Raw genomic sequence first — 13,144 nt, 5'->3', positions numbered from 1 at the left:
CTTGAGAGTCAGGAGTTCTTGATCTATTGCCACGGCATAAGATCCCAGTTGAAGAACTCCTGAATACTGTCTTCTGCTATACTGTAGCCATGACCCTTGGAATTCTGCCGTTTCCACTTTACTCCAGCATCTTTGAATAGCTGTTCTACGAGGGGAAGTAGCAAGACCTCCATCTCTTCATAATCCGCTCCCTCGGCTTCATCGATGATCGCTCGAACGGAGTTATCACTATCGGCTTTTTGTCCCCAAGCATAGTACAACATTCCAGCAACAATGACCGAAAGACGGTGAGTGCGGCCACCGGGCACCAGTTTTTTCAACATTGCGATCCAGGTTCCATATACTTCCTTTCCAACCAAGCTTTCGAAGTCGCGACTTGTTCGTGAGCGACGCGTCTTCATTGGACTTTTTTTTGCCGATCTTGAAACGGTCTCTTTCTGCATGATATTCCCTCGTAACTGGGGTCAGGAAATTTTAAGCCGCGTTCAGTTTAATCCATACTGCTCCACCCGGGTTTGACTTTTCGCGCAGAAATTTCTTGAAGGAATACGGATCATCTTTGCTTTGAATATATTCAGATAGGCTCTCCCTCAAGGCTTCCGAAGTCACACCTTCGCTTGGTGGCAGATCCTTCCTGATTGTCCTCATCCATGCACCGAAAGACTGCCAAACAAGATCCTTATGAGCTATGGCCAGGTAACACAGAATCCCTTGAGCGATCGCGGCAAGGTTGACGAAGACATGGTATGACTTTAGTTTGGTTCGGACGTTTTCGCGATAACCGTCGCTCTTCCGATGAAGATACTGCCCGTCATCGCCTCGCTTAAGCTTGTCCATGTCTCTCATCCAGAAGTGATAATCAAAGCCACCGAGTGTATGAACGAGGGCCTTAAAGGACATCTCGATCCCGAACCGCGCGTGATAAAGTCGAATGGCCTCCTCTGGCTTTAGATTCCAGTCGTTGGTCATCAGAATGCATTGACCTCGAACCGGGTGATCGCTGAGGATGAATCGCACCTTTCCCTTCAGCTGCTTCCAAAGAAGATCGACGACCAGATACCTTGTCATGACTCCATTCTCGTCGCGAATTGGGCTTGGAATCTCTTCAAATTCAGCGCTTTTGGACTTGAATAGATCAAAGATTGCAATACGTTCGCCATACTTTTTGGGTCGCCCTCTCGCGGGCTTAACCGAAGGCAGTGCTGGCATATAGCCGACTGCATTGTTCCTTACACGAACGAGCATGGCCCCGTTTTGCTCCGCCATGGAATCCAGCATGGTCGCTGAAGAATAATAGGCATCCGCGACCAGGAGAAAGCTCCGATTTTTCTGGCTTAGAGTAGACGCGACCATGGTGTTCATCTTGTCCAGTAGAGTCCTATGATCACGATTGCTAAAAATAAGACCCTCGTGTATGCGCGCCGAGAGGAGGACGGCGCTTATCTTATTACCGAAGCCCTCCACCAAAAGCGAGAGCATTTGCATCGAATGAGCCATGATGAATTCCGGCTTTGAGTTGTTCGTCGATGATTGATAGCAAAGCTTTACTGAAGGCATGCGCCGCCCTTCTCGCGGTGCTTTGATACCGTCACACGCAAGAACGATGCGACCCTGGACAGTCACCGGCTTGAAGATCCTGAGGCAGAGCTGCAGCCACAGCTGATTCAATATATCCAATTTGACTGCACAGGATGAGAAGCTATCGAGGAGCGACTGGTATGAGTTCGGCCTCAAACCGAAGGACCTTACGAAGCTGGTTACACCAGCGGTGTCACGCCGGACGCAAAAGCCAAGGACAACCAGGGCAGCCCACTGGGCGGTTCGGAGCCTGGAAAAAGCAGGTCGAAGTTCAAAAAACACTTGGATCAAAACGGAGCAAAGATTAACATCCATGTTGTAGCTCTGCCGGTGTTGATTGTCATTTTTTTCGCAGAAAACAACATGGGACATTGGCTTGAGCTGCTCAATTTCTTTTTATTCAAAAGCTGGCGTAATGCTGGCTATTTTTATGTACGGAGTTCGAAGAACTCCGGACTCTCCAGTTGCTAGCTATCATAGTTAAAACATCAAGAATTCGAACGAAAATTCAGTGAAAACGGGATCTTTAGACGCCAACTACCCCATCCAGTAAAAGGAACGAGAACACACGCTGTGCAAGGAAACGAACATCAACCGAGAGACATTCTTAATATCTCGGGAAGACACCCGCACTGTACTGAATTGCGTCCCTCAATCACCCGGGGAAGATCTTCATTTCGCGAATCTGATCTCTTAGCCTTAGAGCGTTCAGCGCAGATGCCGCCAGAAGCAGCGCGCGTAGCAGAATGAGGAGCACTGCCTCCATCAAGAAGGCCTCATCCGACGTTGTGCCGAGGACCTGGGCCCTCGGAGTTGCACCGCTCAGCTTTCTCAGCCTGGAAACTTCAGCCCCAAAGATTTCCATGCTCTTCCATGCCCGCCCTTTTGTTGCAACGTCGAGAGATCGTTCAGCTTGTTTCAGTTGATCTTCACTTTCAGTAATTTCTGGAACAGAAGCTAATGCCCCAGAGGCAGCTTTGGATCTTGATTTGGCGTAGACATGGAAGGAGAGCGCTGAAAGGAAATACCCTAAAAAAATCAAATGAATGATGATCCTAAGCCAATCAAGCGAACGTCTGAAGTTCATGCTTACCAATGAAAGAAACGCGACTTCGCTGGCCAGAGCTAACGGGACTGCATATTCAGGAAGAATGTCGTGTTCACGATAGAACTCCACCTGCATAGCCGTCATCAGCAGGGTGAGACAGACAACAAGGAGCAGCCTGAGCATGAACGAAAGTGGTATTTTATTGAATATGCGTCCTTCCTTTGTGATAGATGGAATTTCGTCCGCTTTTTCAGAATCTGGTTCCTTCCGTTTCAGAGGCATGCCATCAACCAGCCTCAGGGTTTGCTCGATTTGGACGCCCTTGCCGCTGAAAGTGAATGGATTATCGAAGCAACAGGGAGAGATTTCATATTGGACATCAAATAGGGCAAGCGCTCTGTCCGCAACAATATCTTGAACAATGACGGGAGCAGTATTACCGCTCGGCTGCTCCTGTAAGGCGCTTGGAACTTGATGAGTTTCTTCATATGTCCGGGCTGAGCCTGACGCGGACCCGCTGGAACTATCAGACTGGACATCCTCAGTTCTAAGTTTAGGCACTATCTCAAGATGATCGCTCCGCCTGGAGCCGTTCCGTTCCCTGGCTCTGCTCAGGATTTTTTCGCGGTTTTTGAGATAGTACTCTCTGTTCTTTTGTTTTTTTGCTGTCGTGCTCATCAAGCACCCTCCGGAGTCAGCCTGGATCGCAGCCTCGCAAACATTTCCAGGCAGTAGCCAAAGCTAAGACGTGGCAAGGCATCACGAATAGTCTTCAGCTGATCTTTTAGCGGATCACGGAGATCCGTCCTGAGCAGCCGCTCAATCTCCAGCCTCAGTTGGCGCTCATCAGCCGGCAGCTCTGGATCAGTATTGAGTCCCAGGCGCAGTTTTGCCTTGTTGATAGGATCCTGGAGAAGGTGACTTACTATGGCACTGGAAACCTCTCCGAAGTTTCTTGAAGTTCGCTTGATGAAGCCAGGAATGTCTTCAAGCAGCTTCTTTAGCTCATCTTCTGTCTGGGGTCTCATGAGTGCCAGTCCAGCCTTCTCGACGATATCCGCCTTGTTTTTCAAGGCGCAATCGAGGCCACTGAACAGAAAATTGATACTCTTGGCACGGGACGCAATATAGGGATCAGACGCAATTGGGAGAAGCCGCTCCATGAAGTAAATCTCATGGCCCCGCACGCGAACGTATTCCCGGAAGAACCGCTCCTTCTCACCCTTGGAAACAGGGATCTTCACCAGTTCTTCCCAGGCAACCACGATGCGATCCACTTCACCCTTCATCGTGAAGATGTCACGACCGGAAAAAGAATCAGTTGATTCAGGGTTTTCGTTTGGGACTTTGGGATGGGAATTAGGGGCCGCCTGAAACACGGGTGCAGTCTGCTCAAAGAAGGCCTCCCCAGTTTCCGAATGGGAGGGAGGGCTATACGAGACGATGGGGTAAGGTTGGCAATCAAACGAATCACCCACAGCACGCTTACGGATACTCTGAATGTGGTTGCGGCTTTCCATCACATCCTGAAAAAATTCAAAGGCTATCGGCGCCAAATAATAATCATTCGAACTTTGCTGGTATTTTCCCTGATAGTTCAGAGTGCGTACCGCTTTGACTTTGACGTACCCCTTCTTCTCCAGAGAGCGAAGTTTTTTCCTGACCGTTGACTCGCTGATCTTGGTCGACCGCGAAATGGTGGCGATTGACGGGAAAGCAGGATGGTCCAGGAACCCCTTATCAAAGGGCAGGAGCGACCCAATATAGGTCAGGATACTGTGTTCATAGTGATCGATGTCATGAAGATGATCGAACGCCCTGAGGTAGCGACCACCGGAAAATACCGGATGATCCAAAGGAAAAACTTGATGCAGGTTTGACATGATTCCCTCAATCCATGAGGGAGACCGGCAGGTGTTGAAAAGTAGACGTGACCGTACTAATCTCCGAATGGAGCGTCGGGGTCTGCTTTGTCGTAATTGCCAGGCTCCGGGTTCCCGGAGATAGAGGGGCCTAATCCTCTGTCTCCACCTAAAAGCCAACTGCCTCCCAAGATATTTAGTTCACACAAAAATTCAAACTCTAATCTGTGTTTCGAAAGAGAAACGTGCAGAAGGCTTAATAGTGAAGGCTTTCACGCGACCAATAGTTTTGAGAAATTTGCGACCAATTGCGACCAATCAGGGCGAATTATGGTGGATAACGAGAGACATCGGTGAACGTCGCGAAGAGTGGCAATAGGTTGAAATTATTAAAATTAGTTATAAATGCAGCACGTTAACAAATTCGCATCAGAAACAAGAGCTTTTTGACAATGGGAAAAAAGCTGCTAGAATAGGCGTAAAATTATGACGCGCTTAAAATAAGTGACAAAAACACAAGCGGCAGCCTTTTTGCAAAGGCCTCTCCCGATTCTTGTATGAGGTCGTGTTCATGGACAATTCTCTCGCTTCTCAACTGGCATTTTTGGATCCTTTGGATCAATTGCTTTTCTCGGAACGCTACGATCTGAGGCCGATTCAGCCTGCTGATGAGGCAGGGGCCGTAGCTGTCATCGAACAAAGTTTGATGAGTTATCCCGATGAAGGCACCGTGCTGGCGTCCACTCGCCGGCGATTGCCGCGCTTTCTGGCAAGTTATCAGGAAGACGGCGCCGTCTATCTCGTGCTTAGGGATCGCGAGGGCGGGCAGGTGATTGGAGGCGTTGGTGTGCGTCCTTTTGCAGGACTCGACCCGCGCGAACACATCGGCGAAATACGTGAACTCGTGATCAGTCCTGCCTATAGGGGCCTTGGGCTGGGTCGCAAGCTGATGAAAGCCGGCATTCAAAAAGCCCGTGAACTCGGCTACGTAAGGCTCTATCTGGAAGCCACATCCGAGATGAGGCATGCGCAGACTCTATTCCGTCGCATCGGTTTTAGGCCGGTCGAGTTTCAGCAGAAGGAAAGTAACAGCAGCCGACGCGAAATATTCCCCAGCTATTTTGTGCTGGAACAGGCGGATTGAGCAGGCGGACTGATCTGAAGTGACTGGCGGACACCCGATTCCAGCGTGTCCGCCGTTAATGATACAAGCCTTACATTCTTACCCGAGCTCCGGCGTAAATCCCCGGCATGCTGACCTGAATGCTATCCGAGCCTTCGAATTTGAAATTGAAGGTCCGATAGCTGGCACCAAAGAGGAAATCCATGGTCTGACTCGCCGGGAAAAAGGCATCCCAGGCTATCATTGCCGCCACGCCGCTGGAATCGTCCGTAGCGCCGGCAATCTCTGCGCTGGCCTGGGCAATCCCCACTCCAAGGCGGAAGGTCCCGAAGGCCGCATCACCCAGGCTGTAGCCGTAGCCGGCTTTCAGCATCATGACAAGGTCGAGGTCAAGGTCGACATCGTACTCCACCCCAGCGGATTTATCGGAAAATGAAGCCTTTCCCGTCGAAAATTCCGCACCGAGCTCGATGCGATTCCAGGTATCGCGCTTGATGCCATAACCCACGTCCGCCCCCAGAAGGTAAGCGGTGCCCGGGGAACCCGAACCGGCCTTGAACGATTGCCCCAGATTCAGAAGACCGCCCACATAAGGGCCTCCGAAATTTTTATCCACAGGTTCGTCCACAGCCCAGGCCCGGCCCATACACAGCCACAAAGACATCACAGCAAACACTTGAATCAGCCGCATACAATCTCCGCCATAAAAACATATAGAAGCGACACAATGCTGTCCATCATACCTTACAGGCTCCTGAAGTCTATCGGCACCATGAATCGAGCGCCGGGACCTGGATTTGGCTGGACAGCCCGGCTGATTTCCACTAAGCTCCCCCGACCTATACGCTTAGGTTCGAAAGTCGAGAGGAAAAAAAATGGCTTCCCCTACCAAAAGATCCAAAGTTAGACGTGCAATGAACAAAGCTCGCGCCGGCAAAAAGCGCAAAAATAAAGTTCGCATCGAAGGAACAACTGCAGCCAGCCTGCCACTGAATGTTCCCAACGCCAACGAGCGCGCACAAAAGGCAGCCAACGCCTAAGGTTAAAACCTAGGGTGAAGCTGACTTGATCTGGGGCTGAACAACCGCACCTCCGTTGGACGTGTGCTGTCGTTCAGCCCCATTGTGTTTTGTCAAAACCAGCTGACGGAATGATTTGACGAATTGGCACCAAGACCTATATTCAAAGCTGGACTCACATCGCAGGAATAGGTGTTTTTGATGGCGTCGCATGATCTCCATGTCAGTCAAATATCGGCAGCGCTGCGTGCGCATTCCGTGGATCTTGTGGTCTCGGGCTCGATCGGAGCCGTGGAAAGCGTTCGCTTCATCCGCGCGCTGCGGCGTATCGGAGCTGAAGTGCATCCCTGGTTGACGCAAGGCGGCTCGCTCTTCACCACCGAAACCGCACTGTCGTGGGCCGCTGCAAGGCAGGTCCGCACCCGCTTTGAGGGTGAGGCCTCGCATATCGCACAGAATGATGCCTGCGTCGTGGCTCCGGCTTCTGCCAGCCTCATCGGCAAGATCGCGCATGGTCTGACCCATACGCCGGCCACGGCCTTGATCGCGTCCTATCTGGGTCAAGGCAAGCCTGTGATCCTCGTTCCCAATATGCATGACAGCCTTTTGCATAGCCCGATGGTGGCTGAGAATCTGCAGAAAATCAGCAGTTTTTGCACAGTTCTGGCCGCTCGCGAAGAGGAAGGCAAACAAAAATTTCCGGACCCCAAACAGCTTGCCGATCGCGTTGCGCATCTTTTGAATCAAAAACACGGCCGCAGATTTTTAATCACAATGGGCACGACGCGCGGGCCGATTGATGATGTCCGCTATATTTCCAATTATTCCTCGGGCGCTTTGGGAACCCATATCACCGAGGAATTCTATCGTTACGGTCACCGCGTGCATGTCGTCGCCGGGCCCTGTCTCGTGCGGCCACAGAGCTATTCGACCCTGACCAGCGTCACGACCACGGACGAAATGCTGAAGGCCGTGCAGGATTCTGCCGCTGGCGGTTTGGATGGAGCCATCTTCGCCGCTTCCGTGCTGGATTTTGTTCCCGCTGAAAAATTATCCGGCAAGGTGCGCAGCAAGGACGAACTGAAAGTGGATTTCGTGCGGACGCCGAAGATCATCGCCGCGGTTCAGCAGGACCTCCGCTTCAAGGTCGGATTCAAACTGGAAGTCGCCGCCGATGCGCATGAGCGTGACGCTATCGTCACCGATTACCTGAAGAAATATAGACTCTCGCATCTTGTTTATAACCAGCTGCAGGATGTGAATCAGACCGAGCATGCAGCCCAGGCTTTCGCAGGCACGGTATCCCATCCACAATCCTTGAGCGGCAAGGATGCGATCGCCGAGTATTTGGTCCAGGAAGCAGGGAGAATGTTCCATGAACAACACAACTGAGACTTTGAGCAAACCTATGACCACAGGTTTTCCAGGGCAGGACTATCTTCGCGCTATCGTCTTTTGGAGCACCTTCGTCCTCGCCACGGCTGTTTGCTATGTGATCCTGCTCGTCATCGTCCTTTGGAAAAAACTTTTTGATCCCAGTCGGCTGACACATGGCGCGCACTGGCTCGCGACCACCTGGGCCCGCATGATCATGCATGCCGCCCCGGGCTGGCGCTGGAGCTACAGCGGCTTTGAAAATCTTCCCAAGGAAGGCGAGCCGCCCTGCGTGCTGGTGGCCAACCACCAAAGCTCGGCCGATATCGGTTCGATTTATCTAACCGGAGCGCAGTTCCGCTGGCTCTCGAAAGATACCGTCTTCCGTCTGCCCTGTATCGGCCATGCGATGAAGTGGGCGGGTTACGTGCCGATCAAACGCGGCGATCGCGCCAGCAGCGTTGCGGCTGTGCATAGCAGCGCCCGCTGGATTCAGCGCGGTGTGTCGATGTTTTATTTTCCGGAAGGCACGCGGAGTGAAGACGGACGCCTGAGGGATTTCAAGATCGGCGCCTTCCGCCTCGCGATCGAGGAAGGCGTTGCCATCTGCCCCGTCGTCCTTTGCGGAACGAAAGATATGATGCGAAAAAACTCGGGGATTCCCAAGGCCGCGCACCTGATCCTGGACGTGATGCCCAAGATCTGGCCGCTTCCCGAGGAAACCCCCGAACTATTTGCTGTGCGGGTCCGATCCTTGATCGAAGCCCGCCTTCGCTACCTGGAATCCATACGCTAATTAACTATTAGCGTTTCATGTTCACCACTTCCTCGATCATGCTGTCGGTTGTGGTGATGGAACGGGAGTTGGCCTGGAATCCACGCTGACTCCGGATCATCTCCACGAACTGCTGGGCCATATCCACGTTCGATTCTTCCAAAGTCGAAGCATAGATGGAACCGCGAACGCCGGACTGCGGCGTGCCGATGCGTGGTGAGCCTGAGTCATTGGTCGCATAGAACTGGTTGCGGCCGGCTTTCATCAGTCCGTCCTGGTTTTCAAAGGTCGCCAGGGCAAACGAACCGAGGATGCGTTCGATACCGTTGGTGTAATAACCTTTGATCTTGCCATCCAGGTCGATCTTAAGGGATTTGATGTTGCCCGATTCATAACCGTTCTGACTATGGAACACGGTGATGGACGAGGACGCGGTGGAGCTCGAAGCGCCGACGCCGTTGCCTTCTTCCGAACCCATGTTCTTGCCGAAGTCGATCAGGATCTTCTGATCCGGCACAGCGCCCTTATTGAAGTTGGCGCTGGACTCGTTATAGGTTTCTTCCAGCAGATTGCCTTTAGGATCGAATTTCACGGTACCGCTGGCGATTTCCTTGATCTTGGCGCCATCGGCATCGGTGACTTCCTTGCCATCGACGGTCGCATGCCATTCCCAGGAAATGCCCTCATCATCGGCCACACGGCGGAAGTAAGTGGTCATCGCATGCTTGGTGCCATGACTATCGAAGATATTCACTGTGGTGTTGAAGTTGGAAGTCTTGACTGGATTATTGATATCAAAATCAACCGGCAAGGGTTCTTCGCGCGAGTCGAGGTTGAGGTTCATCACCACCTTGTCGGTGCCTTTGGGGGGAATGTTGTTCGTCACGATGCGCACGTCGGTGAGCTTGGTGGAAAGCACTCCGTCCTGATCCGCTTCATAGCCCTGCAAACGGCCGCCCGTCGCATCCGACAGGTAACCGTCCTTATCAAAGTTGAAGGAACCGACGCGGGTATAGAAAAGTCCGCCGGCTTCCTGCTTCTCGCCTTTCGGGTTATTCACCACGAAGAAGCCGTTACCCTGAACAGCCATATCCGTAAGACGATCGGTGACGGACAAACCACCTTGCGTGTGAATGGCACGCACGCGGCTCAAGCGAGCACCACGACCCAATTGCGCTTGTCCTGCGGAGCTCCCAAGGTCCAAAGACAGAAGGTCATCGAATTCCACCCTGTCGTATTTAAAACCCTTGGCGTTGGCATTCGCCAGGTTGTTCGCCACGACAGCCATGCTGTCAGACATGACGGACATACCCGTGACTCCAGTGTACAGCGCCTGAGATATAGCCATAGAACCCCCTCTGAAAGACGATCGCACTCATAACGAGTCTCGATTCTTATTCAGATTAACACGCAGGTTTCAGTCCGGAGGATTGTTGAAAAAAGACATACATCGGGGGCGTGATGGGCAGAATAGCCCCGGCATTTTCATACCGGGGCCGAGGGGTTTTTTTTAGGCTGTAAACTTCATCTTTTGCTGGTGATTTCCAGCACTCGCGTCCTGATTCGCACCGGCTTTCATCTGGGGATTGCCGTTGGCTTCCACCCACTTCTTGTATTCTTCCGGCTGCAGTTTTGGAGAAGGAACGCCGTCGGGACGAGGATTTTCCACAACGTCCTGCCACGCTGTATAAAGCGTGCGAAGCAGGCCTTCGACTGTGCGCAGGCATTCCACATCATTATTGATATTGCCTTCGATCAGCTTGTCGATCATGAACACATAGAGGTTTTCCAGATCAACCGCCAGCTGACCGCCGACTTTGAAGTCGAGGGTGGCCATCAGTTCGGAGATGATTGCGGTGGCTTTGCTGATCTGCTTGCCTTTTTCGGCGATTTTCTTATCGAGCATGGCGACTTCAGCGTGCTTCACAAAGCGAATGGCTCCTTCATAGAGCATGAGGAGGACCTTTTCACGACTGGCCGTCGTAATCTGGGTCTTCTGATAGGCTTTGTAGGGATTGTTCATCTTGAAGCAGCTCCTTACCCGTTGTTGTTATTATTGTTATTCGCCGCAAACCGCTGCGCGAGAAAATCGCCTTGGGCCTTCATCCCGGAAAGTGTTGATTCGAGGCTCGTAAACCTTCTCTTTATCGATTCTGCCTTCCGGGCCGCCTGCTGCTCTTTCCTTGCAATCCCTTGGTCCTGGTCCTTGATGATGTTATCGAGGGCCCTTGTCCGACTCTTCAGGATACCGTTCTGAGCATCACGCAAAGCTTTCACCTGATCAGCGAGGCGTGCTGCAATCCCCATCGAATCCTTGCCCCGAATGAAGACCTTGGCAACACCTTCGTAATCTTCGGTAAGAGCCGCCTTAACTTTAGTCTCGTTGAAGTCCAGCTCACCCGTTTTGGGGTTGGTCGTAATGCCAATATCCGCCAAAGATCGGTATTTGCCTTGGCTATATACGGGATCGGCCATGGCGCTTCTTAAATTTCTCATGACCGTTTTAATTGTGCCGTCGCCGGCAAGAATGCCGGCTCGACCCGTCTTGGCATCGACCTGAAACTGGCCGTTGATGAACTTCGAAATCTCGTTGTACTTTTCGACGAAGCCGACGATCGCTTCCATCGTTAGATCGACATCGAAGTTGATCTGGACCTGAACGCGCGTGCCAGGCTCGGAACGCTTGACGTTGAAGACCACGCCATCGACCAGTTCTTTCAGGTTATTGGTTTCATCCGTGACCGGCACATCCTCGAAGAGGACATCCAGGTTACGGCCCACCACCTGCTCTTTGAATTCGAGGAAGGTCGTATCCTCGTCGATTCGGATCTTGGATTCCTTGCCGGATTTTTCGCTGACCACCAGAAGACGATAGGGATCAGGCATGTATTTGGTGTTAATCACCATGGCCTTGACGCCGCCATCGGCCTCATTGATAGCCTGGGCGACGTCCTGCAGCGTCGATCCTGGTTCGACGGTGATATCCAGGTCATCCTCCCCTTCCCGCTCGATCACGAGATAACCGAAGCCGACCGGGGTTTGATCCTTGTCGGGGAAACCATAGGCCAGTTCCTTTTCCGACTTCGCAAGGCCGCGCACTTCAAATTCGTAGCTTCCAGGAAGGGAAAAACCCGAAACGGTGCCGTCGAGGATATCCGGGTGGGAGGACTCGACCTTCATCTTGTAAAAGTCGGTCTTGGTTTTGATCTTGTTTAAAGCGCCATCCAAACCATTGACCATGTCGATCAATTTTTTGAATTCGCTTCGTTCGGTATCCACCGTTTCCCGGCGCTTTTTGGCCGTCTCAATCGGCAGCTTTTCAACCTCGATCAAACCCTCTACAATCTTAGGGTCGAAGAGGCCTGTGGTCGCGCCCGGCATGCTGCGAACACCCATGAGCATTCCCCCTTATTTGACTGGAAATGAAAAACGATGAGTCTTTATCACCCGAAAGAACCAATCCATTTTCAGCATCGCAATCAACTTTTGCAAGAGTGCTTGCGGCCAGACCCCTTGCCTTTTCCGATCGAGCAGGAATATCCCATCGTGCTGGCTCCGGAAGGTCAGAGTTATAGCTACTGCCATGACTTTCAAAATCAACTCTGTTCCCACGCCAATTTATGGCCGCGCAAGGTCATCAATGCCTTGGGGCAGGAGCAGTTCCTGATTGGGCTGGTGGGCAACGTCGCCACGGATCCTCGCTTTCGAGGTCATGGCCATATGCGCAGTCTTCTGACAGCTGTGGAAGAAGTCGCACAAAAAAACCGTATGCAGGCTTTATTTTTGTGGAGCGACCTGACTTCATTCTATCAGAAGCTGGGCTACGTGTCAGTGGGACAGGAATACCACTTTCATTTTCTGGAGCCGCGTTCGGGCAGCAAGGCGAAGACCGCGGCCCGCCTTGTGCGGATGGATTTGCAGGGGATTACCGACGAACTGCTCGCGCAGCTTCAAAAGCTGAAACCGAAAGTGTCGATGACGCTGGAGCGAAGCCTTGCGGAATTCCGCCGTATGCTCGAAATTCCCTGGATCAGTCTTTATGTGGCTTATGAAACGGCCGATGTCGTGGCCTTTGCGTTGATCGGCAAAGGCTACGATATGATGGGCGTGATCCATGAATGGGGCTGCGCGGACGCCGCCTACCTTTTGGACCTTGTGCAATATGTGAGAAAGGAACAGGAGCTGCCGCAGTGCATGCTGCTGACACCGGGGGAATTGAAACCGGCGCTGCATCAGGCGATACTCGCCCAGGCTTCGGCTGTGGAGGCCGTGCCGATGGCTTTGATGAAACCTTTGGCGGAAGGAAAAGAAAAAGAGCTGAATCAGCTCTTCATCTGGGGCTTGGATTCGATCTGAAGGAACCAA

The 13,144-nt window shown here is 52.1% G+C and carries 13 protein-coding genes; 5 read left to right on the top strand and 8 right to left on the bottom strand.

The window, feature by feature from the left end; all coding sequences use genetic code 11:
* Positions 1-23: 23 nt before the first annotated feature.
* The 4 genes from VFO10_RS02075 to VFO10_RS02060 form a co-directional block, all read right to left on the bottom strand.
* The gene (locus VFO10_RS02075; RefSeq protein WP_325137009.1) at positions 24-443 is read right to left on the bottom strand and encodes a hypothetical protein; all 420 of its coding nucleotides are present in this window, start codon (positions 441-443) and stop codon (positions 24-26) included.
* Positions 444-474: 31 nt separating this feature from the next.
* A complete protein-coding gene (locus tag VFO10_RS02070; protein WP_325137008.1) occupies positions 475-1,893 on the bottom strand; it encodes a transposase in 1,419 nt (472 codons plus the stop codon).
* A gap of 340 nt (positions 1,894-2,233) precedes the next feature.
* Positions 2,234-3,304 carry a hypothetical protein gene (locus tag VFO10_RS02065; protein WP_325137007.1) on the bottom strand — a complete coding sequence of 357 codons (1,071 nt, stop codon included), beginning with the start codon at positions 3,302-3,304 and terminating at the stop codon, positions 2,234-2,236.
* On the bottom strand, positions 3,304-4,668 hold the full coding sequence (locus VFO10_RS02060; RefSeq protein WP_325137006.1) for a helix-turn-helix domain-containing protein: 1,365 nt from the start codon (positions 4,666-4,668) through the stop codon (positions 3,304-3,306). Before VFO10_RS02060 ends, VFO10_RS02065 begins: the two co-directional genes overlap by 1 nt.
* A 391-nt stretch (positions 4,669-5,059) precedes the next feature.
* On the opposite strand from VFO10_RS02060, the gene VFO10_RS02055 reads away from it, so the two are divergent.
* Positions 5,060-5,632, top strand: coding sequence for a GNAT family N-acetyltransferase (locus tag VFO10_RS02055; RefSeq protein WP_325137005.1), 573 nt, complete (start codon positions 5,060-5,062; stop codon positions 5,630-5,632).
* A 70-nt stretch (positions 5,633-5,702) separates the two neighbouring features.
* Here VFO10_RS02055 and VFO10_RS02050 read toward each other — a convergent pair whose 3' ends face one another.
* Positions 5,703-6,302, bottom strand: coding sequence for an outer membrane beta-barrel protein (locus VFO10_RS02050; protein ID WP_325137004.1), 600 nt, complete (start codon positions 6,300-6,302; stop codon positions 5,703-5,705).
* A gap of 223 nt (positions 6,303-6,525) precedes the next feature.
* On the opposite strand from VFO10_RS02050, the gene VFO10_RS02045 reads away from it, so the two are divergent.
* The 3 genes from VFO10_RS02045 to VFO10_RS02035 all read left to right on the top strand — a co-directional run bounded on the left by VFO10_RS02045 (position 6,526) and on the right by VFO10_RS02035 (position 8,800).
* On the top strand, positions 6,526-6,651 hold the full coding sequence (locus tag VFO10_RS02045) for a hypothetical protein (protein ID WP_325137003.1): 126 nt from the start codon (positions 6,526-6,528) through the stop codon (positions 6,649-6,651).
* A gap of 180 nt (positions 6,652-6,831) precedes the next feature.
* A complete protein-coding gene (locus VFO10_RS02040) occupies positions 6,832-8,022 on the top strand; it encodes a phosphopantothenoylcysteine decarboxylase (protein WP_325137002.1) in 1,191 nt (396 codons plus the stop codon).
* Entirely contained in the window at positions 8,006-8,800 is a 795-nt protein-coding gene (locus VFO10_RS02035; protein ID WP_325137001.1) for a lysophospholipid acyltransferase family protein, read from the top strand. Before VFO10_RS02040 ends, VFO10_RS02035 begins: the two co-directional genes overlap by 17 nt.
* A gap of 7 nt (positions 8,801-8,807) precedes the next feature.
* Here the strand turns inward: VFO10_RS02035 and VFO10_RS02030 are convergent, their stop codons facing one another.
* From VFO10_RS02030 to fliD, 3 genes are all read right to left on the bottom strand, one after another.
* Positions 8,808-10,127 carry a flagellar hook protein FlgE gene (locus VFO10_RS02030; protein WP_325137000.1) on the bottom strand — a complete coding sequence of 440 codons (1,320 nt, stop codon included), beginning with the start codon at positions 10,125-10,127 and terminating at the stop codon, positions 8,808-8,810.
* A 162-nt stretch (positions 10,128-10,289) separates the two neighbouring features.
* A complete protein-coding gene (gene fliS / locus VFO10_RS02025) occupies positions 10,290-10,802 on the bottom strand; it encodes a flagellar export chaperone FliS (protein ID WP_325136999.1) in 513 nt (170 codons plus the stop codon).
* 14 nt (positions 10,803-10,816) lie between these two features.
* Positions 10,817-12,175 (bottom strand): flagellar filament capping protein FliD, encoded by a 1,359-nt coding sequence (gene fliD, locus VFO10_RS02020; RefSeq protein ID WP_325136998.1) that lies wholly within the window; start codon positions 12,173-12,175, stop codon positions 10,817-10,819.
* Positions 12,176-12,211: 36 nt separating this feature from the next.
* Here fliD and VFO10_RS02015 point away from each other — a divergent pair, with 36 nt between their 5' ends.
* Positions 12,212-13,135, top strand: a complete 924-nt coding sequence (locus tag VFO10_RS02015) for a GNAT family N-acetyltransferase (protein WP_325136997.1) — start codon at positions 12,212-12,214, stop codon at positions 13,133-13,135.
* Positions 13,136-13,144 lie beyond the last annotated feature (9 nt).

It is taken from the genome of Oligoflexus sp. (assembly GCF_035712445.1).
GTDB lineage: Bacteria > Bdellovibrionota_B > Oligoflexia > Oligoflexales > Oligoflexaceae > Oligoflexus.
Note: the sequence above shows the minus strand (reverse complement) of the source record. Positions and strands in the feature narration are given on the sequence as shown.